Raw genomic sequence first — 25869 nt, forward strand, 5'->3', positions numbered from 1 at the left:
GTTTTGAAAGAAAGTCAAACAGCGGGCAGGGGCTCTGGTTTCATGACCGGCTTTCGAGAAGTCATGCGCCCCGTGTGAAGCGTGCGCACGAACCGGCCGGCCGCGCACGCTTCCGGAGGGTGCGGGCCGGTAGTGGACTGGGAGGCCTCCTGGGAAAGGCCCCGCGCGGGTGAGGGAGGTGCGCCCGCGTGAAACCGGCCGCCGGCCCCGTTCCTCCCGCCCTCGGCCGGCGGTCTCGCTCACCCTGCCCCGGCCGGCGGCCCCGGCGGCTTCCCCCGCCGGCCGGGACGGGCTGGGCCCCGCCACCGGAGTCCCGCCGTCCGCCGGCAGGGCGGAACCCAGGTCGGTTGCAGGCCTCCTCAGATCTGCCAGGAGCGCAGCCGGTCGGCCGCGCCGTACACGTCCGCCTTGCCCGACATCAGATCGCGGGCGAGGTCGACGAGTGCGCCGTACGGCGGGTCGATGCCGACGCCGCTGACGAACATGTAGGCCACGGCGGTCGCACAGGCGAAGCGGGCGTTGGCCGCGGGCAGGGGCTTGAGCACGGCGAGGGTGTGCAGCAGGGCGGCGGCCCGCCAGGCGGGGTCGGAGTCCACGCCGAGCCGGGGCGGATCCACGCGGTGCCGGGCGACAGCGGCGACCAGCGCGGAGAAGTCGTCGACCGCGGGCTGGTCGGGCAGGACCTCCTCGTGGCGCTGAAGCAGCCAGGGGACGTCGATATGGATGACGGAAGGCATGCGTCAGGCGGCCTCGTCCTTCGCAACGGGTTCGTCGTCGGGGAAGGCCGCCGCGAACTCCTCGGCGTGCGCGGCGAAGAACTGCCGGAAGGCCTCGGCGCCTTCCTGCAGGGCCCGGTGGCGCGCTATGTCGGCGGCTGCTGCCTCGCGCACGAGGGCCTTCATCGACGTACCGCGCTCCTTGGCGATCTGCCGCAGGTCCTCGAGTTCCCGTTCGCTGAACTCCACGTTGAGAGCTGGCATGTCCCTCACGGTACCGCGCGGGTACTCACCCGTAAATATCGGCAGGTCAAGTGCCCTTTTCCGCGGTACCCGAGGGTGTGAAAGCCAGGTCCGATTCCCGCCGGTCAGCGAGCGTGGGGCGCAGCAGACTAGGCAGCACGGAAAGAGACCCCGGCAGGACACGAGGAGCACTCCGATGAGCACACGCACCCTGCACACCCTCCACCCGAGCCCGCTGGGCGACCTGCTGCTGACCGGCTCGGTGTCGCCGTCCGGCCTGACACTCGGCTCCCTCAGTGTGCCGGGGCAGCGCGGCGCACCCACCGTCCGTTCGGAGGACCGCGACGACGGCCCGTTCGCCGAGGCGCACCGGCAGCTGGACGCCTACTTCGCGGGCCGTCGGACCCGGTTCGAGCTGCCGCTCGCCGCCACCGGCACCCCGTTCCAGCGGGCGGTGTGGCAGGCCCTCGACGACATCCCCTACGGCACGACGACCACCTACGGCGCGCTGGCGGCCCGGCTGGGCGTGCCGCGCACCGGACTCCGCGCGCTGGGCCGGGCGCTTGGCGCCAATCCCCTGCTGCTGGTGCGCCCCTGCCACCGGGTGATCGGCGCGGACGGCACCATGCGCGGGTACGCGGGCGGAGTCGAGGGAAAGCGGTGGCTGCTCACGCACGAGGGTGCGCTGCAGCCGGCCCTGCCACGAGGCGCCCATCGGGAGGCGCTCGCTTCAACTCCCTGACGCCGAGGGTCGTGGACGTCGTCGAACTCGACCGATATCCGTCGGCCGGTGGAGGCCGGCGGCAGGGTGGAGGCCAGCCGGCGGAGCGGCGGCGCGTGCGCAGGCGCCGGTCGGGTCGGTGATGCCGCCCGGGTTGACCAGGGCGAAGCGCCGGCCGTCCCGCAGCGGCATGGTGTGGCGGCCGCCGGGATGCTCAGCAGCGCTCGGGCCCGGCTCAGAAATGCTCACAACTGATCGTGAACAAACAGAGGTCGGGCACCCACGCCCGCCCGGGGTCGCAGATCGGCCGGATCTCCCCCTTGACGGTGTTCGACCGACCGGGCCGGGCCGGCGGAGGTCGTGGTTCACAGGAGTCCCCGAAGTACTACGCTGGAACGCGAGAGGTGCCACCTGTTCACTGTGAGTGTGCGCTTGGGAGCGGCGACGATGAGCCGGGTCTATCCGTTCGACGACGCGGCGACGGCCCGGGCTGTCATCGACGACGAGGGAAAGCTGGTCGAGTGGAACGAGGGTGCCAGGCGCCTGCTCGGCCACCCGGCGGACGCCGTCCTGGGCCGTCCCGCCGCCCGGCTGCTGGCCGGGGAGTACCCGTCGGCCCTGCCCACGGGCGCCCGCTGGCAGGGAACCGTCGGATTGCGCCACCGGGACGGCCGTACCGTGCCGGTCTGGCTGCTCGTGCACCGCCGGCCGCCGCGCGACGGACACGGCGGCGACTGGCTCGTCGTCACCCCGCTGCCTCCCGAAGAACCGCCCGCCGAGGACGACCCGCTCGCCGCGGCGGACCTCATCCAGTCGCCGTGCGCGGTCGCCGTGTACGACGCGGAGCTGCGGCTGCGCCGGATGAACGAGGCGATGGCCGAGGTCATCGGGCTGCCGGAGGAGCGCCTGCGCGGGCTGCGGCTCGTGGAGATCGGCGGCCGGCCGCAGAGCGACGACCTGGAGCAAAGCATGCTCCAGGTGCTGACCACGGGCCGGCCGCTGGATGTGCAGACCTTCGTGCACACCGGCGGCGAGGACCGCGCGCATGCCTGGCTCGCCCGGATGGCGCCGGTCAGGGACGCGCAGGGCCGGGTGCGCGGGGTGTGCCTGGCCGCGCACGACATCACCGACAGCCACCGCGCCCGGCAGCGGCTGCAGCTGGTGAACGAGGCGAGCGTGCGCATCGGCAGCACGCTGGACGTCACCCGCACCGCGCAGGAGCTGGCCGACGTGTGCGTGCCCGTGCTCGCCGACTTCGTCACCATCGATCTGCTGGACCCGCAGGACTACGGCGGCGAGCCCCCGGCCCGCCTCTCGGCGCCGGTCACCCTGCGCCGGGCCGCCCACCGGTCGGTCCTGGACGGCGTGCCGGAGGCGGTGATGGAGCCCGGGCAGACGGAGGAGTACCCGGCCGGCTCCGCCCAGGCGGACTCGCTGACCGCGGGCCACACGATCACCGCGTCCGGGACCGTCGGCGACCTGCTGCCATGGCTTACCTGGCACAGCGCGCGCAGCGAGCGGGTGCGCAGATTCGGCATGCACTCCTCGATGTCGGTGCCCATCCAGGCCCGTGGGCTCACCCTCGGCGTGGCGGTCCTCACGCGGCACCGGCGCCCGGACCCGTTCACCGCGGACGACCGGCTGCTCGCCGAGGAGATCACCACCCGGGCCGCCGTCTGCATCGACAACGCCCGCCGCTACTCCCGCGAACGCGAGACGGCGCTCGCGCTCCAGCGCAGCCTGCTGCCGCGCACCCTGCCGCGCACGGCCGCGCTGAAGGCCTCCTCCCGCTATCTGCCGGCCGCGCGGGCCGGAGTGGGCGGCGACTGGTTCGATGTGATCCCGCTGTCCGGGATGCGGGTCGCGATGGTCGTCGGGGACGTCGTCGGACACGGCGTGGAGGCCTCGGCCACCATGGGCCGGCTGCGGACCGCCGTGCGCACCCTCGCCGACATCGATCTGGCCCCGGACGAGCTGCTCACCCACCTGGACGACCTGGTGATCCGGCTGTCGGAGGAGTCCGGCGGCGACGGCAGCCCCGGCGAGGTCGGCGCGACCTGCCTGTACGCCGTCTACGACCCGGTGTCGCGGCGCTGCACCCTGGCGCGCGCCGGGCACCCGCCGCCCGTGCTGCTGCGGCCGGGCGGCCGGCCGCATCTGCTGGACCTGCCCGCCGGTCCCCCGCTGGGCCTGGGCGGGCTGCCCTTCGAGTCCGCCGAGTTGGCACTGCCCGAGGGCACCGTCCTCGCGCTGTACACCGACGGTCTGGTGATGTCCCGGGGGCGGGACGGGGACGCCGGCCGCGAGCTGCTGTACGAGGCGCTGGCCGGGCACACCGGCTCCCTCGACGTGACCTGTGACCGTGTGCTGCACACCCTGCTGCCGCCGGGTGGCGTCCCCGACGACGTGGCGCTGCTGCTCGCCCGCACCCAGGGCCTGCCGGCCTCGCAGGTGGCGACCTGGGACATCCCGGCCGACCCGGCACTGGTCGCTCCGATCCGCAAGCAGGTCGTGGAGCAGCTGGACACCTGGGGGCTGAGCGAGGCGGCCTTCACGGCGGAACTGGTGGTCAGCGAGCTGGTCACCAACGCCATCCGGTACGGCTCGCATCCCATCCGGCTGCGGCTGATCCACGATGCGACCACGCTGATCGTCGAGGTGTCCGACACCAGCCACACCGCTCCGCACCTGCGCCGGGCCAAGACCTTCGACGAGGGCGGCCGTGGCCTGCTGCTGGTCGCCCAGCTCACCCAGCGCTGGGGCAGCCGGCACACCCCGGAGGGAAAGACGATCTGGGCGGAACTGCCCCTCTTCGAGGAGGACGAGTAGCGCTCAGGACCCCGCCAGCCACGGCCGTACCTGTTTGCGGGCCTCGTGCAGACGGGACTTGAGCGTGCCGAGCGGGATGCCGACGCGCTCGGCGGCCTCGGCGTAGTCCAGCTGGCAGATGTCCCGGTAGACCAGCGGCGCGACCAGGTGCGGATGTGTCCGCTCCAGCCGGTCCAGCGCCTCCAGCAGATCCACCCGGGAGCCGGCGATGACGCTGGTGGTGCGCGGGTCGACGGCGTACGACGGCTCGATGGCGGCCGGCTGCTCGGCGGCCCGCCGCTTCAGCTCGCGGTACTTCTGCCGGGCGCAGTTGGCGACCACGGTGTACAGCCAGGTGCTGAAGCGGCTGCGGCCCTCGAAGCCGGAGATGTACCGGGCCACCTGGAGCAGCACGTCCTGCGCGGCCTCCTCGGCGTCCTCCCGGCACGGCAGGAAGCGCCCGCAGCGGCGCAGGACCTCCGGCCGGATCTCGGTGAGCAGCCGGTCCAGGGCCGCGCTGTCGCCGGCGGCGGCCCGCCGCGCGAGGTCTTCCAACGGCGCCTGGTCCTGCACGGACGGGCCCTCCTTCAAGTCGATCTCAGGCCAGGCATGATAGTCGTATGCACTCCCTGGAGCGGATCGGCCGCTACCGCCTCAACCGGCCGCTGGGCACCGGCGGCTTCGCCACGGTCTGGCTCGCCCATGACGACGAGCTTCAGGCACCGGTCGCGGTCAAGGTCCTCGCCGACAACTGGGCCCACCGGCTCGACGTCAGGGACCGCTTCCTGTCCGAGGCGCGGCTGCTGCGCCGGGCCGGCTCCAGCCGTGTGGTGCAGGTCTACGACATCGGCGAACTCCCCGACGGCAGGCCGTACTTCGTGATGGAGTACGCCGACGGCGGCACCCTCGCCGATCTGCTGGCGGGCGGGCCGCTGCCGGTGGGGCACGCGCTCGCGCTGACGGCCGAGGCCGCCCGGGCCGCCGCCGCGCTGCACGAGGCGGGCATCGTGCACCGGGACATCAAGCCCACCAACGTGCTGCTGCACACCGCCCCGGACGGCACCCGGCGGGTGCTGCTGGCCGACCTGGGGCTCGCCAAGAGCCTCGCGCAGGCCTCGGTGCTCACGCTGGCCGCGGGCTCGGCGGGCTATCAGCCACCGGAGCAGGCCGAGCCCGGCGAGGGCATCGACGAGCGTGCCGACGTCTACAGCCTGGGGGCGGTCGGCTATGAGCTGGTCACCGGCAGCGTGCCGGGCCCGCCGGGCAGGGTCGTACCGCCCGGGCGGCTGCGGCCGGACCTCGGTGACGACGTGGAGCGGGCGCTGCTGCGCGCGCTGGAGCCGGACCGCGCGCGGCGCTGGCCCGGCGCACAGGCGTTCGCGAACGAGCTGGACCGGCTGTCGGCGTCCTTGGCGCTCCGGCCCGCCCGGCGGCTGGACGGCGTCCGTGGCCGGCTGAACACGGTGACGCTGGCCCTGGCCGCGCTCCTCGCCGCGGCGGCGGCCGCGGCCACGGTGACCGTGCTGATCAACCGCGGCGGTTCCTCGGACGAGGTCCGGGTGACGGACTCGACCGGACGGGTGGTCGTGAAGGTTCCGGCCGGCTGGAGCCGCGAGCTGCGCAACTCCGGCTGGGACCCGGCCACGCTGGGACTCGGCAAGGGGCGTGAACCGGGGCTGGTGGTCGCCGACGACCTGAGCCACTGGCCCGATCTGCGGAAGGCGGTGGACGGCGTGTTCGTGGGGGTGAGCGAGCACGGCGACGTCACCGCGAAGGTGAAGGCCCTCACCCACTCCGGCTGCCGCTACTCCGGCAGCCGCACCTTCACCGACGGCGACTGGCACGGCCTGGTGCGGGCCTGGAGCGGCTGCCCGGACGGCGGTTCGGTCACGGAGTCCGCGCTGAACCCGGCGGACGGCGCCGCGCAGCCCCAGGTGTACGTACAGGTGCGCGAGCGGGGCGCCGGGGACGCGACCGAGGGGATACTCCGTTCGCTGAGCGTGACCTGACGGGCGGCTGGCGGCGGTCGCGGCGGGGAAGAAAACCCTCCGTGCCGAACTTTTCCGGCGTTCGGTGCATCGGAGTGTGAGGACGGCGCAGTCCGCGCCGTCAGGCACGCGGTCCGCCGCGTGCCGTGACCATCCAGGAGTGTTCTACATGGTGTACACACCCCGGTCCGCGCGGCGCGGGACCCTGCTCGTGGGCACGGTCACCGTGCTGGGGCTCCTGACCGCCTGCGGCAACGGCCAGGACGTCCACAGCAACCCACCGATGACGGTCTCCGGTACGGCCGCCCCGGCGACCGGCACCACGAAGAGCCCGGAGTCCCCCACGTCCGCCCCGGCGGCGTCCCGCAGTACCGTCCCCTCGTCCTCGACCACGAAGGCCACCGCGTCCACGGGCGGCGGTACGGCCACGCCCGCGGCGAGCAACCGCTGCCACACCTCCGAGCTGCGCGCCTCGGTGGGCCGCAACGACCCGGGCGCCGGCCAGGAGAACTTCCCGGTCGTCCTCACCAACAGGTCCGGCCGGACCTGCACCCTGCACGGCTATCCGGGCACGGCGTTCGTGACCGCCTCCGGCGCACAGCTCGGCCCGGACCCGCAGCGCGAGTCGGGCTCCCCGGTCACCGTCACCCTCAAGTCGGGGCAGAGTGCCTGGGCCGGGCTGTCCTTCTCCAACCCCGGTGTCAGCGGCGCCCGTACGGCCACCCCGGCCGCGCTGCTGGTGACGCCGCCGGACGAGCGGGACGCGCTGAAGGTCGCCTGGACGGGCGGAGCGGTGCCCGTCTCCGGCAACTCCTCGTCCGTCTTCCTGTCGCCGCTCAGCCCGGGCACCGCTCCCTGACCACTGCCCACACCCCCGGGACGAACCCCGCTGCCCCACTCCCCCGGCAGCGGGGTTCGTCATGAGCGCGCCACAACTGTCACAGGACGGCAACAGGCGCCGCAGGCCGCGATCCATCCGCTGGACCCCGTCATCGAACCCGTCGACCTACACCGGCGAGCAGGCCCCCAAGGGCCGTGACGAGGAAATCGGGGAGAAGATGAGCGGGATCTCACGCAGGCGGGTGCTGACGGCGGGCGCGGCGGCGGGCGCCCTGGGCACGCTGGCCGCGTGCTCCTCCGGCACCGGCCTCTCGGTCGACGGCCCGGCGGACGGCAGGGGCACCGCCCAGGCCCGGCCGGCCAAGCCGATAGGTGACGGCTCCACGGCCGACACCGGGGCCCAGCCGCACCAGCCCAAGCCCGAGCGGCTGAAGCCGGGTCAGAAGCCTCCGCAGTTCGTGGTGTTCTCCTGGGACGGCGCGGGCGAGCTGAGCAACAATCTGTTCTCCCGGTTCCGCAAGGTGGCCGCCGACCACGGCGCGAAGATGACGTTCTTCCTGAGCGGCATCTACACGCTGCCCGAGTCCAAGAAGCACCTGTACCGTCCGCCGCAGCACCCGGTCGGCGCGTCCGCGATCGGCTACCTCGCCGACCGGCACATCCACGCCACGATCCAGCAGGTCCGCGCGGCCTGGCTGGAGGGCCACGAGATCGGCACCCACTTCAACGGACACTTCTGCGGCGCGAACGGCGTGCGCAACTGGTCCCCGGCCGAGTGGCGCAGCGAGATAGACCAGGCCGTCGGCTTCGTGACCAAGTGGAAGACCAACACCGGCTTCACCGACCTGGAGCCCCTCCCCTTCGACTACCGCAAGGAGCTGATCGGCGGCCGTACGCCGTGTCTTGAGGGCCAGTCCAACCTGCTGCCCACGGCCGCGGCCCTCGGCTGGAAGTACGACGCCAGCTCCCCCGGCGGGCTCCAGATCTGGCCGGGCAAGGTGCAGGGCGGAAAGATCTGGGACTTCCCGCTGCAGTCCATACCGTTTCCCGGGCACTCCTTCCAGGTGCTGTCGATGGACTACAACATGATGTTCAACCAGTCCGGCGGCAACCCGCTCGGCGACCGCGCCCATTACGACGCCTGGCGTGCCCAGGCCCGCGACGCCTATGTCGCCGGTTTCCGGCGGGCGTACGAGACCAACCGCGCCCCCTTCTTCATCGGCAACCACTTCGAGCGCTGGAACGGCGGCATCTACATGGACGCCGTCGAGGAGGCGATCGGGAAGATGGCAGCGCACGGCGACGATGTGCGCTTCGTGTCGTTCAAGCAACTCGTGGCCTGGCTGGAGGCGCAGGACCAGGCGGTGCTGCGCAAGCTGCGCACACTGGTGCCCGGGCAGGCCCCGGCGGGCGGCTGGGCGGAGTTCCTGGGCGCGGCGGGCAGCCCGTCGTCGTAGGACGTTCAACGTCTTCTGTTTTCATGGGCGGGCACTCCTGATGATCGCTTCCGGAAGGACCCGCCCTGAACACGCCGCTCGCCGAAGCGCTGTCCGCCGTGCTGCTCGTTGCCGTCCTCGCCTGGGCCGTCGTACGGCCTTTCGGGTGGCCGGAGGCGGTGATGGCCGTTCCCGCCGCCGGCATCGCCGTCGCCACCGGGGCGATCTCGCTGGACCACGCGCGGGCCGAGGCGGAGCGGCTCGGGCCGGTGGTCGGGTTCCTGGCGGCGGTGCTGGTGCTCGCCCACTTCTGTGATGAGGAGGGGCTGTTCCTGGCCTGCGGGGCGTGGATGGCCCGGTGGTCGCGGGGCCGTCCGGTGCGGCTGCTGACGGCGGTGTTCGCGCTGGCCTCCGCCATCACCGCCGTCCTCAGCCTGGACGCCACGATCGTGCTGCTCACCCCGGTGGTGTTCGCGACGGCCGCGCGGACCGGCGTACGGCCGAAGCCGCATGTGTACGCCTGCACGCATCTGTCGAACACCGCGTCGCTGCTGCTGCCGGTGTCCAACCTGACGAACCTGCTCGCGTTCGCGGCGAGCGGGCTGACCTTCACCCGGTTCGCGGCGCTGATGGCGCTGCCGTGGCTGGTGGCGATCGGCGCCGAGTACCTGGTGTTCCGCCGGTTCTTCGCCCGTGATCTCGTGGCGGCGGCACCGGCGGGCGGGGAGAGCGGCGGGGCTCCGCGGCTGCCGCGGTTCGCGCCGGCGACCGTGGCCTGCACGCTGGCTGGGTTCGTGGTGGCGTCGGCGTTCGGCGTGGAGCCGGCCTGGGTCGCGGCGGCGGGTGCGCTGGTGCTGGCGGGGCGGGCGCTGGTGCGGCGCAGGGCGACGCCGCTGACGGTGGTACGGGCGGCGGCCCCGGCGTTTCTCGCGTTCGTGCCGGCGCTGGGCATCGTGGTGCGGGCGGTCGTCGACAACGGGCTCGCGGACGTGCTCGGGCACGTGGTCCCGGGCGGGGCCGGGCTGCCGGCACTCCTGGGAACCGCCGCGCTGGCCGCCGTCCTGGCGAACCTGATCAACAATCTGCCCGCGGTGCTGGTCCTGCTGCCGCCGGCGGTGCCGGCCGGGCCCGGCGCGGTGCTGGCCGTGCTGCTCGGGGTGAACATCGGGCCCAATCTGACCTACGCCGGGTCGCTGGCGACGCTGCTGTGGCGGCGGATCGTGCACCAGCACGAGCACGGCGTGGATCTCGGCGAGTTCACCCGGCTGGGCCTGCTCGCCGTGCCGTCCTCCCTCGCCGTCGCGGTCGTGGCACTGTGGGGATCGCTGCAGGTTCTCTGAGGTTCGCGTGCGCCGAAGGGGGCGACCGGATGCGTGTGATCGCCTGGCTCGTCGAGGGCACCTGGCCGTCCTGTGTGGACGCCGTGCGCAGCCATGCACCGGAGACCGCCGAGGTGGTGCTGCTGCACGTCAGCGGGCCCGAGGTGCCGGGGCTGGCGCACGGCGCGTTCGCGGGGCTGCTCGGGCGGGGGCATCCGGAGAGGGATCCGGGCGACCGGATGGAGGCGCTCGGCGGGAGCTCGGCGGCCGGTCTGCTGGACGCGGCGGCACAGCGGCTGGGCCGGCGGTGTGCGCGCGAGGAGCGGGCGGGCCGGGTCGAGCGGGAGGTGGTGGCCGCCGCCGAGGGCGCCGATCTGCTGGTGCTGGCCCGGGACGGCGACCGGTCCCGGCTGGGGCCGAAGAGTCTCGGCCCGGCCGCCCGGTTCGCCGTCGACCATGCGCCCTGCCCGGTGCTGCTGGTGTGGCCGGAACCCGCCCCGGGGCTGGGCACCATCCCGCCGCCACCGCCGCACCGTCCCTGAGTCAACGGCGGTGGTGCCCGCCCTCGCCGTAGCCCCCGCCGCAGTAGTACCGGTAGGCGGAGCAGGGATCGGCCGTGGCGGACGGCGTGGGTGACGCGGCGGCCCCGGTCGCCTTCGGGGTCGGGCTCGGGACCTGCGACGAGGTGGTGGAGGCCTTGGGTGCGGGCGTCGCCCGGGGTACCGACCGCTGCGGGGTGGGGGCCGGCAACGGGCTGCTGTCGCTGTCCCAGTTCACGTTCTGCATCTGCAGATCCGGCTTGGTGGTGTCGACGGCCCAGCGCTGGGCGGCACCGGTGGCTCGGGACTTGAGGACCAGGGCGCCGGAGCCGTCGGTGGCGGCCGGGGTGAGGGCCAGGTCCTGGTTCCAGCGGGGGATCAGGGCGCCCTGGAGGGTGAAGTCGTAGCGGACGTTGCGAGCGGCGCTACCGGTGGCCGAGCAGGGGGCCAGGCGGACCGAGTAGCCGAGGTGGGAGTCCAGGCACAGGTCGGGGGCGGCGGAGTTGCGCAGCAGTCCGTCGGTCTCGTACGTCCACTGTTGGCTCCATGTCGTGGAGCAGGTGGCGAGTTCGGTCTCGGCGCCCTTGACGGCCTTCTTCCCCACGACGCCGATGCACAGGCCGGAGGCGAGGTTGTGCAGCCGGCCGTGCAGGGCGCCCCGGCCCGCCGCGTTGACCGCGGTCCAGGACGCGCCAGGACTCGCGGTGCCCTTCCCCGGCGCCGGTGAAGAGGTGCTGTCACCGGCGGATGCGGGGCCGTCGCCGGATCCGAGCACCGACCACAGCACCAGGGGCAGTACCACCAGACCACTGACGGTACCGGCGGCCACGACGAGATTGCGCCGCCGAGCACGCCGGGCACGGGCGGCTCGCTGGGCCGATCGACCGGAGACGGCGGTTTCCCCGGGACCGGCCGGCACCGCGGCAGCAGCGGCGCCGGTGTCGCGGGAGGAGCGGCGACGCGAGGACGCGGCATCGGCAGCACCGGCCGGGGCCTTCGGCCCGGCGGAGCCCCGCAGCCCCGCGGACTCGGCGGCGCCGCCCCGGCGCCCGCGCCCGGCGGAACCACTGCCGCCCGTCGACTCGGCGAATCCGGAATTGGCCGTCGGCCCGGCAGAATCAGGCGAAGCCGGGGACTCGGCGGCGCCACCCGCGCGCACGGACTGCACGGAAGCACCCTCGGCCGGGACCTCGGCCGGGCCACCCCGGCGTCCCCGCCCGGCGGAACCCGCCCTCCTCCTCGGTCCGGCGGTGGCGCCCCGGCCCGCTGGGCCTGCCTCGTCCGGCGGCCCGGGTGGCAGGAAGGCTTCTCCCCCGGGGGGTGCGACCGCCTCGGGACGAGGGACCGGCTCGGTCGCCTCCTCGGTGCGGCTTGCCCGTGAGTCCAGGTAGGCGCGGGCACCCCAGCCGAGGACCGCCTCGGCGAGGGCGAGGCCGAGTCCGGTGTCGAACGCGGCGAGTTGGTCGGCGGTCCGGCTGCAGTGGCCGCACCGCCCCAGGTGCTCACGCAGATCCGGGTCGATGCCGACGCCGCCGCGCCGGAACGTCACGTCGAGCATGCGCAGATAGCGCTGGCACTCGTCCTCCGGAGCGAGTTCGCGGTGGACCTGGAGGCACTCCTCGCGCAGCCGTTCACGGGCTCGGCGCAGCTCGATGCCGGCGTCCTCCTCGTCCAGGCCGAGCAGCGCCGCGGGTACGGCGAGCGGTTCGGCCTCGACCTCCGTGTGCCACAGCACGGCCCGGGAGGTCTGGGGCACCCGCTGGAACGCGCGGGACAGCAACCGCCGGCCGGGCGGCGGCAGCATCCGGGCGGCGGCACGTTCACCGGTGACCCCGGACCGCAGGCCCGGGTGGAGGAGTTCCTGGCGGCCGTCGGTGTCCCACTCGGCCGCGATCCTGCGGACGGCGACGAGCACCTGGGGCCGCCAGGCGGCGGTCGGACCGACCTGCCGGAGCGATTCCCCGAACAGCCGGGTGAAGGCGGCGGTGGTGAGCATGCCGGCGGCACGCGTCCCGTCCGTGCACAACCGGGCGTAGGCGAAAGCCGCTTCCCAGTGCCGGTCGAGGAGTTCACCGACGGGCTGGAGCGCGGGTGTCCCGCCCGTCCACTTCTTCAGCTCGGCACTGAGTCGTTCGTCCGACAGGCCTGCCTCATTCACGACCGCATTCCTCCAGACGCGATAAGGAAATTAGTCCATACCAAGTGGTATGGGAAGGCGGTGGGGCTGCTCGAACGTCCACCTGAGGCGGCTCTTTTGAAGCGTGGGGGGTGTACGGGGAGCGGCCTGGCACAGAGAGTCGCATTCCGCTCTGCCTGCGCGCCGACGGTGCACACTTTTACACAGCCGCACACGCACGAACAAGGGATCTTTCGACAATCGACAAATGCGTGCGACACCGTTCCTTATTGACGCGCGGTCAAAGAAATCCTTTTCTTCCACTTACCGCCGTTCACCCGCCCGGTAGGCGCCGGGCGGCGGCGGGTCTGGCCGGCGCGGGTCCGGGCGCCGCCCTGCCGGAACAGTCCGGATCCGCCCAGGGTGCAGGTGAACAGCCAACTGCCCGCCCTGCCAGTCCGGTTGACGCCGTAGCCGGGCCGCTGGTCGTAGCGGCCGGTCACCACCCGGGCGGCAGGGACGGATCGGCAGCGGCAGCCGCCACGGACAGGTCGTCAGCACGCACAGGCATCCTCCCGTGGCTCGGTACCGGGACCCACCGGATGGACCAGGGGGCGTTTTTCAGTGGCCGCTGATCGCGCGCGCCGTGTAGGGCTCCTCCAGTTCCTCGATCTCCTTCTCGGTCAGCTCCAGTTCCACGGCGGCCACCGCGTCCTCGATGTGGCGGGGCTTGGGAGCGCCGACGATCGGGGCGGCCACCGTGTCCTGGTGCAGGAGCCAGGCGAGGGCCACCTGGGCGCGGGGCACGCCGCGGTCGTTCGCGATCCGGGTGACGGCCTCCACGATCGAGTGGTCGCTCTCCAGGTACAGGCGGCTGCCGAAGTTGTCGTTGGCGCTGCGCTCGGTGACCGTGCCCCAGTCCCGGGTGAGCCGGCCTCGGGCGAGCGGGCTCCACGGCAGCACGCTCACTCCCTGGTCCGCGCAGAGCGGCAGCATCTCCCGCTCCTCCTCGCGGTAGAGCAGGTTGTAGTGGTTCTGCATGGACACGAACTTCGTCCAGCCGTGCCGCTCCGCCGTGTACTGCAGCTTGGAGAACTCCCAGGCGTACATCGAACTCGCCCCGAGGTAACGGACCTTGCCCGCCTTGACCAGGTCGTGCAGCGCCTCCATCGTCTCCTCGACGGGAGTCGCACGGTCGTAGCGGTGGATCTGGTAGAGGTCGACGTAGTCGGTGCCGAGGCGGCGCAGGCTGTGGTCGATCTCGGTCATGATCGCCTTGCGGGACAGTCCGGCTCCGTTGGGGCCCGGCCGCATCCGGCCGTTCACCTTGGTGGCCAGTACGATCTCGTCGCGGTTCGCGAAGTCGCGCAGGGCCTTGCCGACGATCTCCTCGCTGGTGCCGTCCGAGTAGACGTTCGCGGTGTCGAAGAAGTTGATGCCCGCCTCCAGCGCCTGCCGGATGAGCGGGCGGGACGCCTCCTCGTCGAGGGTCCACTCGTGGACGCCGCGGTCGGGCAGGCCGTAGGTCATGCAGCCCAGACAGATCCGCGACACGTCCAGGCCCGTCGAACCGAGCTTCACGTACTGCATCGTTGCTGCTCCTGCCTTCGGGACGATGGTCACCGACGAGCGTACGACGTGGCCCGGCGGTGGCCCGGGCCGTTGCCCTTCCGGCGCCCGCCGGCTGCGGGTTGGCCGTGGTTGCTCGCGCCACGCGGTGGAGCCGCCTGTCGATGCAGCCCCGCGTCCCTTCGGGGCACGTGCGTTGCTGCCCCCAGGTGACCGCCCGGCGTGGGAGCCGAGGATGGTCGTACGGTCGGATCATCCTCGGCGCAGACGACCGGCATCCGGCCGGTCTCGGCCACCCGGAGGAAAACGCGGTGCCGATTCGTCCCACCACCCTGAGAACCCTGGCCGGAGCAGCACTGCTGCCCCTGGCGCTCGTCACCCCGGCCTGGGGGCACCCCGCTGCCGCACCGGGGCCGGCGCCCGAGAGCCCGGCCACGCTGTGCGCGGCCGCCGGCACCCTGCGCGGCGCACACGGTCAGGAGGCGCAGGTCAGCCTGTGCACGGACACCGGCTCGCCGAGACTGACCATCGCGGCCCCGGCCAGCTGCCGCCGCGCGGGTGTGCGGGTCCGGTACGCCTGCCGCACCGAGGGCACCTGGACGGTCCGCCACGCCGGCAAGACGCTGGACACCGGCACCCTGCCCGGTTCACGGATGTATCCGGGTCCGGGCACCTACGACATCAGCGCCACGGTGCGGGTGCGGTCGACGCCCTCCGGAGTCGATCTGAAGGGCACGGTGCAGACCACCCTGTCGCTGACCGCGCCCAAGGCCCTGCCCACGCATGCCGTCACCGTCGACCGGACCACGCTGCACCCCAATGCCACGACGACGGTGACCTACACCGTCCGCCGGGACAGCGACCAGGGCGACGGCAACGCGCGGCTGGGACTGATCGGCGAGGAAGGCACCGGTGTGCGGATCGACACGGCCGACCGGCGCTGTGTCAACCCGCTGGTCGGCCGGTACCCGGCGAAGACCCGGCTGGCGCACTCCGTGGACTGCGCGCTGACCGAGCTGCAGCCCGGCCACCCGGAGAAGGTGACGGTCCGCATCACCGTCGGGGCGAAGTGCTCCTCGGTGGTGTCGAAGCTCGGCTACTGGCTGCCGGAGGGCCAGGCCCTGGAGACCGGGGGCATGCTGGCGGGACCGACCCTGACCTGTCGCTAGGCCCTGTCGTCTCCTTGCCGTCGTCCGCCCGCCTAGAGAGTGGGAATGCGACGTCACGGCTACCGCGGCGGGAGCAGGTCCAGGGTGCGCTCCCAGGCGACGTCCGGCCGGCTGCCGTCCGGCCGGACGTCGCCGGTGTACGCCTCGCCGAAGCGGACCCCCATCCCGCGCAGCCGTCGCAGGCTGTCCTGGTAGGCGGGGTGGGCGGCCAGCGCGTCGGCGACGCAGGGCAGGACGGCGATCGGTACGCCCAGCCCCGCGGCCTCGCTCAGGGTGCCGAGCGCCAGGGTGTCGGCGATCCCGGCGGCCCACTTGTTGAGGGTGTTGAAGGTGGCGGGGGCCACCACAACGGCGTCCGGGGGCGGGAAGGGGCGGGGGTCGGCCGGTGAGCGCCAGGCCGATCTGACGGGGCGGCCCGTCTGTGCCTCCACCGCCCCGCTGTCGAAGAAGCCGCCCATCGCCACGGGGGTGGCGATGACCCCGACCTCCCAGTCCCGTTCCTGGGCGGCGGTGATCAGCTTGCTGACGCCCGCGGCGATCCCGGCCGCGCACACGACGACGTAGAGGAAGGGCCTTGCGGCCTGTTCGGTCATCCGGGAACCCTACTGAAGCGGGAAGGACACCCCTCGCTCGGCCTCGGGTCGGGGTCCGTGGATGCGGCGCTCCTTCTCCTCGATGGCTACGTCGTTGATGCTCGCCTCCCGCCGGGTCATCAGGCCGTGCTCGTCGAACTCCCACAGTTCGTTGCCGTAGGAGCGCCACCACTGGCCGTCGGTGTCGTGGGACTCGTACTGGAAGCGGACGGCGATGCGGTTGCCGTCGAAGGCCCACAGGTCCTTGCGCAGCGCGTAGTCCAGCTCTCGCTGCCACTTGGCGGTGAGGAACGCGACGATCCCGTCGCGGCCGGTGACGAAGGTGTCGCGGTTGCGCCAGACGGAGTCCTCGGAGTAGGCGAGTGCCACCTTGTGCGGATCCCGGGTGTTCCAGGCGTCTTCGGCGGCCTGCACCTTCTGCGCGGCGGTCTCGCGGGTGAACGGCGGCAGGGGCGGGCGGTCGGCCATGGTCTCCTCCTGGGCTTGGACGGCATGGGCTCGGACAGCATTCGGAGAACGAGCGTTCTCCGGGTAGCTGCTACCGTAGGAGAACGCTCGTTCTCTCGTCAAGGAACACATCGAGGAGTGATGGTGTCGCCGATGGACAGCGCGGTCGCCCGGGACCGGGCACTCGACGCCGCCGAGGAACTGTTCTACGCCCGCGGCGTCCAGTCCGTGGGCATGGACGAACTGCGCGGCGCGTCGGGCGTCTCGCTCAAGCGCCTCTACCAGCTCTTCCCCACCAAGGAGCAGCTCGTCGCGGCCTGTCTGGCGCGGCGGGACGAGCGCTGGCACGGACGCCTCGCCGCGCACCTGGCGGAGCAGCGGGACCCGACGGAGCGGATCCTCGCCGTCTTCGACTGGCTGGAAGGGTGGTTCGGCGAGGACGGATTCCGGGGGTGCGCCTGGATCAACGCCCACGGCGAGCTGGGCGCCACCTCGGCTCTGGTGGCCGAGCAGGTGCGCGCGCACAAGGAGGCGTTCCGGCGCCGGCTCGCCTCGCTCGTGGAGGACGCCGGGCTGCCCGCCGCACTGGCCGGGCCGCTGTTCCTGCTGGCCGAGGGAGCCATGGTGACGGCGGGCATCACCGGGAGCACCCGGCCGGCGGCCGAGGCCCGCGCGGCGGCGCGGGCGCTGATGGCGGCCGCCGGCCGGGGCGAACTCAGCCGGCCGTCTCCGACACCGTGATGGCACTCACCGGGCAGGCGCGGGCCGCCTCCCGGACCATCGGGTCGCCCGCGCCGTCCTCGCGTCCGGGCAGCAGGGTGCTGTAACCGTCGTCGTCCTGGGTGAAGACACCCGGTGCGGCCAGCGCGCACTGGCCGGCCCCGATACAGACGTCCTTGTCGATGTCGATGCGCATGAACAGAGCCTCTTACCAGGTCACGGGGAGTTCCAGCATCCCCTGGATCGTGTCGCCGGGCTTGAAGCGGACGTCCTCGACCGGGACGGCCGGCCGCAGCCCCGGCAGGCGGGTCAGGAGGGTACCGAGGGCGATCTCCAGCTCCGCGCGGGCGAGGTTCTGGCCCAGGCACTGGTGGATCCCGAAGCCGAAGGCCACGTGGTGGCGGACGGGGCGGTGGAAGTCGAGGCTGTCGGGGTCCGCGTACTGAGCCGGGTCGCGGTTGATCACCGAGGTCGAGAAGAGCACGCCCTCGCCGGCCCGGATGGTGGTGCCGGCGATCTCGATGTCCTCCAGCGCCACCCGCAGCAGGCCGTCCGCGATGGACAGCATCCGCATCAGCTCCTCGACGGCGGCGGGCAGCAGCGCCGGATCGGCGCGCAGTTCGGCCAGCCGCTCGGGGTGCTGGAGCAGGGTGTAGGTGCCGAGGGAGATCATGTTGGCGGTCGTCTCATGGCCCGCGACCAGCAGGATGAGGGCCAGCGAGACGAGTTCCTCGCGGTCGAGGGTGCCCTCGCGCAGCTGGTGGTGGACGAGGTCGTCGAGGATGCCGTCGCCGGGTTCGGTCTGCTTCGCCTTGTCGTCGACCAGTTGTCCGAGGTAGCCCTCCAGACGGTCGCGGGCCACCCGGGCGTCGGCCGCCGTGGGGCCGCGCAGCAGCCGGCGGGACTGTTCCTCGAAGTACTCGTGATCGGCGTACGGCACCCCCAGCAGGCGGCAGATCACCATCGAGGGCAGGGGCAGGGCGAAGGCGGAGACCAGCTCGGCGGGCGGTCCCTCGGCGATCATGGCGTCCAGCAGCCCGTCCACGGTCCGCTGGATCCACGGCCGCAGCTCGGTCGCGCGTCTGACGGTGAACGACGGGATCATCAGCCGCCGCTGTCGCTGGTGCTCGGGATCGTCCACCCCGACCAGGGCCGCGCGGCGGTCACGGATGCCGGCCAGGCGCTCGGTGGGTATGGGAAAGCCGGGACGGCGGCGGTCGCTGGACAGGCGGGGATCGGCGAGCAGGGCTCGGGCGGTGGCGTGCGCGGTGACCGCCCAGACCTCGCGGCCGTCGAAGAGGGTGACGCGGGACAGCGCGTGCCCGTCGCGCAGCGGCGCGTATCCGGTGGGCGGGTGGTAGGGGCAGGTGCGGTCCTGCGGGAAGGCGACGGGTTCGGCCGGGGTCGCCGGGCCGGTGATGTCCGTCAGTTCCGTCATGGAAAGACCTCGCAGACGAAGAAGTGCGTCGTGCCGATCTTCATTAGATGCCTCGGGCATCTATGGGGCGACGGCAAGTTCGGCCACTTCGGTGAGGTGTGTGATCTGGCCGAAGAGCGGTTGATCGCAGGGGCGGTATCCGGCCACACATCGCCAACGCGTCCACCGGTCAGGGCAGCCGGCGATGCGCCTTCGGCCGGGCGAAGGCACGCGCGACCGCGAGACTGTCCTCGTACACGTGATGCCGTACGACCATACCGGTTCGAATGGTGAGATGCAGGGCGAACCGGGCGGCGTACGCGCGGCCGGTCGGCTCGGCCGTCTGCCCGATGACGCCGAGCACGACCGCGTCCTCGCCGTCGACCAGGATCCGCTCGACGCGGGTGTCCGCCCGCTCCGGTACGTGGTACGCGGCCAGCTCCCGGTAGTGCGCGGCGGCGTCGGCGCGGGTGGAACGGTGCCGGATCCACGGGGCGTCGGCGCGGCCGTGCTCCTCCTCCGGCCAGTCGAACCGCCAGTCGCAGCCGTCGGCGTACAGCTCGGCGATCCGCTCCGGGTCACCCTGGCCGATCCTGTGCAGCAGTTCCTCGACCGCGGCGCGGGTCGACCGGTCGTGGCTGGTCGTCATGGGCAGCTCCTTGTGCGCACGGACCGACGGGTTGCCGGGACGCGGACCACTGTGCCGCGTGCACCGGGGCGGCGCGATTACCCCGGAGGTCATCACCCCGCCGGCCCAACCGGTCCGCGGTGCGGATGATTCGCGGCGCCACGGGTGTTGAATGCCGGTGGCAGACAGCCGTTGGACCGACGAAGGGGACGGATCCATGCCTCTTGAGGGCGAGTACGAGCCCAGCCCGACACAGTGGGTGCGCGAGCAGGTCGAGCTGTACGAGAGCTCCGGCGGGACGAAGGGCACGACACTCCTCGACACCGGGCTGCCGGTGGTCGTGCTGACCTCCCGGGGCGCGAAGAGCGGAAAGATCCGCAAGACGCCGCTGATGCGGGTGGAGCACGAGGGGACGTACGCGGTGGTCGCCTCGCAGGGCGGCGCGCCCAAGCATCCGGTGTGGTACTTCAACATCACCTCCGATCCGCATGTCGAGCTGCAGGACGGGCCGGTCAAGCGGGACATGAGGGCCCGTGAGGTCACCGGTGAGGAGAAGGCGCAGTGGTGGGAGCGGGCCGTCGCCGCGTACCCGCCGTACGCCGACTACCAGGAGAAGACCTCGCGGGAGATTCCGGTCTTCGTGCTGGAGCCCGTCGAGGAGAGCTGACCGAAGAGGGCCGCGGAGAGCGGCTTCCCGCCGCGCACCGACCGGTTTCAGAAATATCTGTGCCGGTCAGGTGTGAACCCGTCTCGGGGCGGGCACTCGTGCCTCAGGCCCCGCCGCGTTCCCCCGTCGCGGCGGGGCTCTCCGCTGCCTCGCCCGCCGGCCGGTCGGTCACGTCCAGGAAGATCTGGTCGGCCTCGGGGAAAGTCCTCGCCAGGGACCGCTTGATGCGTACGGCGACCTCCTCCACCCGCTCGCTGTCCAGGCCCGGCACCAGGTCGATGCGGGCGGCCACCAGGGTGGAGTCGAGGCCCATCTTCATCGTGAACAGGGCCTCCACGCTGTCGATCTCCGGCTGTGCCCGCAGCAGCGAGCGGATGCGGCCGCTCAGCTCCGGGTCGGCGGCCTGGCCGATGAGCTGGTCCCGGGCGTCGCGGCCCAGCCGGTAGGCGACGTACACCAGCAGCACGCCGATCGCCAGCGAGGCCGACGCCTCCCAGGCGACCTGCCCGGTCACCATGTGCAGGGCCATCCCGACGAGGGCGAGCACCACACCGAGCACCGCCGTGCCGTCCTCGGCGACCACCGTGCGCAGCGCCGGATCGCTCAGCGAGCCGAGGCCGCCGCCCTGCCGGCGCACCTGGTGCAGGGCGCGCAGCAGCGAGATGCCTTCGGCGACGAGGGCCACGCCCAGCACGATGAGGCCCGCCACATAGCCGCCGAACGTCTCCTCGGTGCCCTGGCTCAGCGCCTCGGCGCCCTGGAAGAAGGAGAAACAGCCGCCCATGACGAAGATGCCGACGGCGGCGAGGAGGGACCAGAAGAAGCGTTCCTTGCCGTAGCCGAAGGGGTGTCGCTTGTCCGCGGGGCGGCGGCTGCGGCGCAGCGCGGCCAGCAGGAACACCTCGTTGAAGCTGTCGGCCACGGAGTGCGCGGCCTCCGACAGCAGTGCGGGCGAGCCCGCGAGGACACCGCCGACGGCCTTGGCGACGGCGATCACCAGATTGGCGGCGAGCGCCACGAGGACGGTGACCTTGGTGCGCCGGTCGGACGTGGGGCCGGCGTCGGGCACCGCACGGCTCTGCCCGCCGTTCCCCGCACCGTGCTGCCCGGCAGCCGGTGTGGGGGGCGTGGCGTTGTCCTCGGCCGTTCGTGCGGCCTGTTTCCGTTCCGGGGATGTGCCGCTCACCTGACGACGACTGCCCCCGAGCGGGCGGATCACACCGTGCGGGCGGCGGAAAACGGGGAAGGCGAATCCGAGGAGCAACGGGCGGCGAGGAGGCAGACATGGGCGGCGACGGCAACCGTGCCTACGGCCACAAGACGTTCAGCCGGTCCAGGAGCCACTTCACGGACCGGATCACCGCCGACGGACGGGACGGCTGGCCGGTGGAGGCGGGCCGGTACCGGCTGGTGGTCTCCCGGGCCTGTCCGTGGGCGAGCCGGGCGGTGATCTCCCGGCGGCTGCTGGGCCTGGAGGACGCGCTGCCGATGGCCGTCGCGGATCCGGTCCAGGACGACCGCAGCTGGCGGTTCACGCTGGACCCCGGCGGCCGGGACCCGGTGCTCGGCATCCGCTTCCTGAGCGAGGCCTACGACCGCCGAGAGACCGGTTACCCGGGCGGGGTCAGCGTGCCCGCCGTCGTGGACGTGCCCAGCGGCCGGCTGGTCACCAACGACTACCAGCGGCTCACCCTGGACCTGGCCACCGAGTGGACGTCCCTGCACCGCCCGGGCGCGCCCGACCTGTACCCCGAGGCCCGGCGTGAGGAGATCGACCAGGTGATGGCCGAGGTGTACGAGGACGTGAACAACGGTGTGTACCGGGCCGGGTTCGCCACCCACCAGGAGGAGTACGAGAAGGCGTGCACGGGCGTCTTCCGGCGGCTGGAAGTGATCGCCGAGCGGCTGTCCGGACAGCGGTATCTGGTCGGCGACACCCTCACGGAAGCGGACATCCGGCTGTTCACCACGCTGGTCCGGTTCGACGCCGTCTACCACGGCCACTTCAAGTGCAACCGCTGGAAGCTGACGGAGAACCCGGTGCTGTGGGCGTACGCCCGGGACCTGTTCCAGACACCGGGGTTCGGTGACACCGTCGACTTCGACCACATCAAGCGGCATTACTACCAGGTGCACACCGGGATCAATCCCACCGGGATCGTGCCCGTCGGCCCCGATCTCGCCGGCTGGCTGGTTCCGCACCACCGCGAGGAGCTGGGCGGCCGGCCGTTCGGCGAGGGCACGGCGCCGGGACCGGTGCGCCCTGGCGAACGGGTGGCCGCCGCGGGTCGGCCCGCTTGAGGGCCGACCGACGAGGAAGGAGTCACACATGGCCAAGCAGAAGAAGAAAAAGCTCCCGTTCGTCTACCAGCCGATCGGTTTCGTGATGAGCTGGGTGAGTGGCGCGCTGGCCGGAATGGCCTTCCGGCAGGCGTGGAAGGCGATCCGGCACGAGGACGACGCGCCCGACGCCCTCGACCAGGACCGCGGCTGGGGCGAGATCCTGCTGGCCGCGGCGGTCCAGGGCGCGATCTTCGCCGTGGTCCGCAGCGCTGTCGACCGGACGGGGGCGAAGGCCATTGCCCGGTCGACGGGTCAGTGGCCGGTGGCCGACCAGGGCGGCCGGGACTGAGCCCCTAGGGGGTGATCCACGTGCCGTCTCTCATCAACTCCCGGCCGCGCAGCTCGTTCTCCTCGCGCCAGGCCTGGACACGCTGCGGGAGGATCCTGAAGTACAGGTAACGGGTGGAGAGTTGACGGGGGTCGAAGCCTGTCTTGCCGGCGAACACCTCGGCGTCCTCCTCGGGCAGGTCCTCCGGTGTCACCGCCTGGACGGTGCCCTCGATCAGGACGACGTCCCGGGTCGGACCGAGGCCGAGGCGGGTGCGGCCGGTGGCCACGAGGTTGCGGCCGGTGGGGCTCTCGGCCGGGGTGGCGATCAGCAGGGTGGCGCCGTCCCACACGAAGGACAGCGGCACGAGGTAGGGCGTGCCGCCGTCGGGGCCGGCGGTGGAGACCCAGACGTCGACATCGTGCTCCAGCCGGTGCAGAGTGTCCTTCTTGCGCTGTTCGGCGGTACGGGCGGGCGGTGGGGTCATGGCGTACGGCCTCCTCGGGATACGGATCCCGTCCAGTGTGGCCGTCGGTCGCTGATCTCCGCACGAATGTGATCAAGGCGTGTCCGGGCGGCCGGCGGGGGCGCGCTCTGCAGCGGGCGGCACGGCCGCTGCTCGTGCCGGTTGCGATGATCAGGTCCGGGTTCACCACCCACCGACCGACCAGGAAAGGCACCATGCACGCTGATCTGCTGTTCACCGGCGGCCCCGTCCTCACCCCCGAAGGCCCGGGGGGCCGTACCGCGACCGCCGTCGCCGTCACCGGGGGCCGCATCACCGCGGTCGGCGGCGACGAGCTGCGCGACCTGGCCGGGCCGGGCACGGAGGTGGTCGACCTGTCCGGGCGGCTGCTGCTGCCCGGCTTCCAGGACGCGCACGTCCATCCGGTGCCCGCGGGCCTGGAGCTGGCCCAGTGCGACCTGAGCGGCACGACGACCGCCGCGGACACCGTGGCCGCCGTACGCGCCTACGCCGAGGCGCATCCCGGGCGGGAGTGGATCCTCGGCGGCGGCTGGTCGATGGAGGCGTTCGCGGGCGGGACGCCGACGAAGGAGCTGCTGGACGCGGTCGTTCCGGACCGGCCGGTGTATCTGCCCAACCGGGACCATCACGGGGCCTGGGTCAACAGCCGTGCCCTGGAACTGGCCGGCATCGACCGGGAGACCCCCGACCCGGCCGACGGGCGGATCGAGCGGGACGCCTCTGGAGAGCCGGGCGGCACGCTGCAGGAGGGTGCGATGCAGCTGGTCGGCCGGTTCGCCCCGCCCGCCACACCGGCCGACCGGCTGGCCGCGCTGCTGCACGCCCAGCGGCATCTGCACGCACTCGGCATCACCGCCTGGCAGGACGCGCTGGTCGGTGACTTCCTCGGCATGGACGACCCGGCCGAGGCGTATCGCACGGCGGCACGGGACGGCTCGCTCACCGCACGGGTGGTGGGCGCGCTGTGGTGGGACCGGGAGCGCGGGGCCGAGCAGATTCCCGAACTCGTGGAGAAGCGCGCCGAGTTCAGTCACGGCCGGTTCCGGGCGGGTGCCGTGAAGCTGATGCTGGACGGAGTCGCCGAGAACGGCACGGCCGCGCTGCTGGACCCCTATCTGGACCGGTGCGGCTGCGTGACCGCGAACCGCGGCACGACCTTCCTCGATCCGGCGCAACTGCCCAAGTACGTCACGGAGTTGGACGCTGTCGGCTTCCAGTGCCACTTCCACGCGCTGGGCGACCGGGCCGTACGCGACGCGCTGGACGCGGTCGAGGCGGCCCGTGCCGCGAACGGGCCGAGCGACACCCGGCCGCACCTCGCGCATCTGCAGGTCGTGCACCCGGACGACGTCCCGCGCTTCGCCCGGCTCGGCGCCACCGCGAACATCCAGCCGTTGTGGGCCGCGCACGAGCCGCAGATGGACGAACTGACGATCCCCTTCCTCGGACCCGAACGGGCCGCCCTGCAGTACCCGTTCGGCGCGCTGCTGCGCTCGGGGGCACGGCTCGCGGCGGGCAGCGACTGGCCGGTGAGCAGCCCCGATCCGCTCCAGGGCATCCACGTCGCGGTCAACCGGGTCGAGCCGGGCGGCACCGGACCGGTGTTCCTGCCGAAGGAACGGCTCGGCCTCGCCGACGCGCTGACGGCGTACACGGCCGGATCGGCGTACGTCAACCATCTGGACGACACCGGCCGGGTGGCCGTCGGGGCGCTCGCCGATCTGGTGGTGCTGGACCGCGACCCGTTCGCCGGGCCGCCGGAGGCGATCGCGGAGACGGCCGTGGCGCTCACCTACGTGGGCGGGGAGCGGGTCTACGCGGCCGAGTGAGCCCGTGCGGCGGACCCGGCCCCGCCGCAACGCTCAGCGGGCCTGCTGGAATGTGCGGCGGTACGTCTGGGGGGACACGCCGATCGCCGCGTGCAGGTGCTGCCGCAGTGAGGCGCCGGTGGCGAAGCCTACCTCGGCGGCGATCCGGTCCACCGGCAGGTCGCTGGCCTCCAGCAGGTGCCGGGCGCGGGCGACGCGCTGCTGGATCAGCCAGCGGCCGGGGCTGAGGCCGACCTCGTCGTTGAAGCGGCGGGCGAAGGTGCGCAGGCTCATCCGGGCGTGCCCGGCGAGGTCGGACAGGGTGAGCGGCGTGTCCAGGCGCTCCAGGGCCCAGGCCCGGGTCGCGGCCGTGCTCGCGGCGCCGCTGACCGGGACCGGCTGCTCGATGTACTGGGCCTGGCCGCCGTCCCGGAACGGCGGGACGACACAGCGGCGGGCGACGGAATTGGCGAGCTCGCTGCCGTGGTCGGTCCGCACGATGTGCAGGCAGATGTCCACGCCGGAAGCGGCTCCGGCCGAGGTGAGGATGCGGCCGTCGTCGACGAAGAGGACGTCCGGGTCCAGGTCCACTTCGGGGAACCGGCGGCGGAACACGTCGGCGACCTGCCAGTGCGTGGTCGCGCGGCGGCCGTCGAGCAGGCCGGCCTCGGCGAGCACGAAGGCGGCCGTGCAGATCGACACGATCCGTGTGTCCGGGCGGATCCGGGCGAGCGCCGCGGCGACCTCGTCCGGCAGCCGCGTGGGGATGTACGCGGGCGGCATGGAGGTGACCACCACGGTGTCCGCCGTCCCGAGGATCTCCGGGCCGTGCGCGACACCGATCGTGAAGTCGGCATTGGTGCGCACGGGGCCGCCGTCGACCGAGCAGGTCAGCACCTCGTAGTGGCCGTCGGCGGCGCCGAGGATGCGGCTGGGTATGCCCAGCTCGAAGGGGTAGACGCCATCGAGGGCCAGGACGACCACCCGCTCCGGCGGCCGGGTGCGCAGCTCCATGTCATGCATGGCA

At 72.8% G+C, this 25869-nt stretch carries 26 protein-coding genes; 13 read left to right on the forward strand and 13 right to left on the reverse strand.

The genetic code is table 11. From position 1 onward, the window contains the following. Positions 1-359: 359 nt before the first annotated feature. Both ACZ41I_RS26310 and ACZ41I_RS26315 read right to left on the reverse strand, forming a co-directional pair. The gene (locus ACZ41I_RS26310; RefSeq protein WP_351241009.1) at positions 360-737 is read right to left on the reverse strand and encodes a toxin Doc; all 378 of its coding nucleotides are present in this window, start codon (positions 735-737) and stop codon (positions 360-362) included. Positions 738-740: 3 nt separating this feature from the next. Further along, positions 741-980: a hypothetical protein gene (locus ACZ41I_RS26315; protein WP_363220462.1), complete on the reverse strand. Its 240-nt coding sequence runs from the start codon at positions 978-980 to the stop codon at positions 741-743. Positions 981-1155: 175 nt separating this feature from the next. Here ACZ41I_RS26315 and ACZ41I_RS26320 point away from each other — a divergent pair, with 175 nt between their 5' ends. Together ACZ41I_RS26320 and ACZ41I_RS26325 are read left to right on the forward strand one after the other, a co-directional pair. Further along, on the forward strand, positions 1156-1701 hold the full coding sequence (locus ACZ41I_RS26320; protein ID WP_468515184.1) for a methylated-DNA--[protein]-cysteine S-methyltransferase: 546 nt from the start codon (positions 1156-1158) through the stop codon (positions 1699-1701). Between the two features lie 426 nt (positions 1702-2127). Further along, positions 2128-4509, forward strand: coding sequence for a SpoIIE family protein phosphatase (locus ACZ41I_RS26325; protein WP_468515185.1), 2382 nt, complete (start codon positions 2128-2130; stop codon positions 4507-4509). Positions 4510-4512: 3 nt separating this feature from the next. Here the strand turns inward: ACZ41I_RS26325 and ACZ41I_RS26330 are convergent, their stop codons facing one another. Then, positions 4513-5061, reverse strand: coding sequence for an RNA polymerase sigma factor (locus tag ACZ41I_RS26330; protein WP_399775127.1), 549 nt, complete (start codon positions 5059-5061; stop codon positions 4513-4515). Between the two features lie 47 nt (positions 5062-5108). On the opposite strand from ACZ41I_RS26330, the gene ACZ41I_RS26335 reads away from it, so the two are divergent. The 5 genes from ACZ41I_RS26335 to ACZ41I_RS26355 all read left to right on the forward strand — a co-directional run bounded on the left by ACZ41I_RS26335 (position 5109) and on the right by ACZ41I_RS26355 (position 10613). Next, positions 5109-6497, forward strand: a complete 1389-nt coding sequence (locus ACZ41I_RS26335; RefSeq protein ID WP_468515186.1) for a serine/threonine-protein kinase — start codon at positions 5109-5111, stop codon at positions 6495-6497. A gap of 148 nt (positions 6498-6645) precedes the next feature. Further along, a complete protein-coding gene (locus tag ACZ41I_RS26340) occupies positions 6646-7335 on the forward strand; it encodes a DUF4232 domain-containing protein (RefSeq protein ID WP_468318513.1) in 690 nt (229 codons plus the stop codon). Between the two features lie 199 nt (positions 7336-7534). Beyond that, the gene (locus ACZ41I_RS26345) at positions 7535-8773 is read left to right on the forward strand and encodes a hypothetical protein (protein ID WP_399775248.1); all 1239 of its coding nucleotides are present in this window, start codon (positions 7535-7537) and stop codon (positions 8771-8773) included. A 65-nt stretch (positions 8774-8838) separates the two neighbouring features. Continuing rightward, positions 8839-10092, forward strand: coding sequence for an arsenic transporter (locus tag ACZ41I_RS26350; protein ID WP_468515349.1), 1254 nt, complete (start codon positions 8839-8841; stop codon positions 10090-10092). Positions 10093-10121: 29 nt separating this feature from the next. Then, on the forward strand, positions 10122-10613 hold the full coding sequence (locus tag ACZ41I_RS26355; RefSeq protein ID WP_468515187.1) for a universal stress protein: 492 nt from the start codon (positions 10122-10124) through the stop codon (positions 10611-10613). Between the two features lies 1 nt (position 10614). Here the strand turns inward: ACZ41I_RS26355 and ACZ41I_RS26360 are convergent, their stop codons facing one another. Next, a complete protein-coding gene (locus ACZ41I_RS26360) occupies positions 10615-12768 on the reverse strand; it encodes an RICIN domain-containing protein (protein WP_468515188.1) in 2154 nt (717 codons plus the stop codon). A gap of 579 nt (positions 12769-13347) precedes the next feature. After that, a complete protein-coding gene (locus tag ACZ41I_RS26365; protein WP_399775114.1) occupies positions 13348-14316 on the reverse strand; it encodes an aldo/keto reductase in 969 nt (322 codons plus the stop codon). A 290-nt stretch (positions 14317-14606) separates the two neighbouring features. Here ACZ41I_RS26365 and ACZ41I_RS26370 point away from each other — a divergent pair, with 290 nt between their 5' ends. Next, positions 14607-15464: a hypothetical protein gene (locus ACZ41I_RS26370; RefSeq protein ID WP_399775112.1), complete on the forward strand. Its 858-nt coding sequence runs from the start codon at positions 14607-14609 to the stop codon at positions 15462-15464. Between the two features lie 59 nt (positions 15465-15523). Here ACZ41I_RS26370 and ACZ41I_RS26375 read toward each other — a convergent pair whose 3' ends face one another. Both ACZ41I_RS26375 and ACZ41I_RS26380 read right to left on the reverse strand, forming a co-directional pair. After that, complete coding sequence (locus ACZ41I_RS26375; protein WP_399775110.1) at positions 15524-16057, reverse strand: flavoprotein; 534 nt, start codon at positions 16055-16057, stop codon at positions 15524-15526. A gap of 9 nt (positions 16058-16066) precedes the next feature. Then, entirely contained in the window at positions 16067-16525 is a 459-nt protein-coding gene (locus tag ACZ41I_RS26380) for a nuclear transport factor 2 family protein (RefSeq protein WP_363219488.1), read from the reverse strand. Positions 16526-16657: 132 nt separating this feature from the next. Here ACZ41I_RS26380 and ACZ41I_RS26385 point away from each other — a divergent pair, with 132 nt between their 5' ends. Then, entirely contained in the window at positions 16658-17245 is a 588-nt protein-coding gene (locus tag ACZ41I_RS26385; protein ID WP_399775106.1) for a TetR/AcrR family transcriptional regulator, read from the forward strand. Here the strand turns inward: ACZ41I_RS26385 and ACZ41I_RS26390 are convergent. The 3 genes from ACZ41I_RS26390 to ACZ41I_RS26400 all read right to left on the reverse strand — a co-directional run bounded on the left by ACZ41I_RS26390 (position 17220) and on the right by ACZ41I_RS26400 (position 19290). After that, on the reverse strand, positions 17220-17420 hold the full coding sequence (locus tag ACZ41I_RS26390) for a ferredoxin (RefSeq protein WP_363219490.1): 201 nt from the start codon (positions 17418-17420) through the stop codon (positions 17220-17222). The genes ACZ41I_RS26385 and ACZ41I_RS26390 overlap by 26 nt on opposite strands. 12 nt (positions 17421-17432) lie before the next feature. Beyond that, the gene (locus ACZ41I_RS26395) at positions 17433-18662 is read right to left on the reverse strand and encodes a cytochrome P450 (RefSeq protein WP_363219491.1); all 1230 of its coding nucleotides are present in this window, start codon (positions 18660-18662) and stop codon (positions 17433-17435) included. A 169-nt stretch (positions 18663-18831) separates the two neighbouring features. Further along, positions 18832-19290 (reverse strand): nuclear transport factor 2 family protein, encoded by a 459-nt coding sequence (locus tag ACZ41I_RS26400; RefSeq protein WP_468515189.1) that lies wholly within the window; start codon positions 19288-19290, stop codon positions 18832-18834. A 196-nt stretch (positions 19291-19486) separates the two neighbouring features. Between ACZ41I_RS26400 and ACZ41I_RS26405 the strand changes: the two genes are divergently transcribed. Beyond that, positions 19487-19936 (forward strand): nitroreductase family deazaflavin-dependent oxidoreductase, encoded by a 450-nt coding sequence (locus ACZ41I_RS26405; protein ID WP_363219493.1) that lies wholly within the window; start codon positions 19487-19489, stop codon positions 19934-19936. Positions 19937-20039: 103 nt separating this feature from the next. Here ACZ41I_RS26405 and ACZ41I_RS26410 read toward each other — a convergent pair whose 3' ends face one another. After that, a complete protein-coding gene (locus ACZ41I_RS26410) occupies positions 20040-21005 on the reverse strand; it encodes a cation diffusion facilitator family transporter (RefSeq protein ID WP_363219504.1) in 966 nt (321 codons plus the stop codon). A 215-nt stretch (positions 21006-21220) separates the two neighbouring features. Between ACZ41I_RS26410 and ACZ41I_RS26415 the strand changes: the two genes are divergently transcribed. Then, on the forward strand, positions 21221-22237 hold the full coding sequence (locus tag ACZ41I_RS26415; RefSeq protein ID WP_363219494.1) for a glutathione S-transferase family protein: 1017 nt from the start codon (positions 21221-21223) through the stop codon (positions 22235-22237). Between the two features lie 28 nt (positions 22238-22265). Then, positions 22266-22568 (forward strand): DUF4235 domain-containing protein, encoded by a 303-nt coding sequence (locus ACZ41I_RS26420; protein WP_399775096.1) that lies wholly within the window; start codon positions 22266-22268, stop codon positions 22566-22568. Between the two features lie 4 nt (positions 22569-22572). Here ACZ41I_RS26420 and ACZ41I_RS26425 read toward each other — a convergent pair whose 3' ends face one another. Beyond that, positions 22573-23034 (reverse strand): pyridoxamine 5'-phosphate oxidase family protein, encoded by a 462-nt coding sequence (locus ACZ41I_RS26425; RefSeq protein WP_468515190.1) that lies wholly within the window; start codon positions 23032-23034, stop codon positions 22573-22575. Positions 23035-23228: 194 nt separating this feature from the next. Between ACZ41I_RS26425 and ACZ41I_RS26430 the strand changes: the two genes are divergently transcribed. Then, a complete protein-coding gene (locus ACZ41I_RS26430) occupies positions 23229-24863 on the forward strand; it encodes an amidohydrolase (protein ID WP_468515191.1) in 1635 nt (544 codons plus the stop codon). 33 nt (positions 24864-24896) lie between these two features. On the opposite strand, the gene ACZ41I_RS26435 is transcribed toward ACZ41I_RS26430, so the two are convergent. Beyond that, positions 24897-25865, reverse strand: coding sequence for a GlxA family transcriptional regulator (locus ACZ41I_RS26435; protein WP_468515192.1), 969 nt, complete (start codon positions 25863-25865; stop codon positions 24897-24899). Positions 25866-25869: the final 4 nt, after the last annotated feature.

This window comes from Streptomyces sp. NPDC030799 (assembly GCF_055572255.1).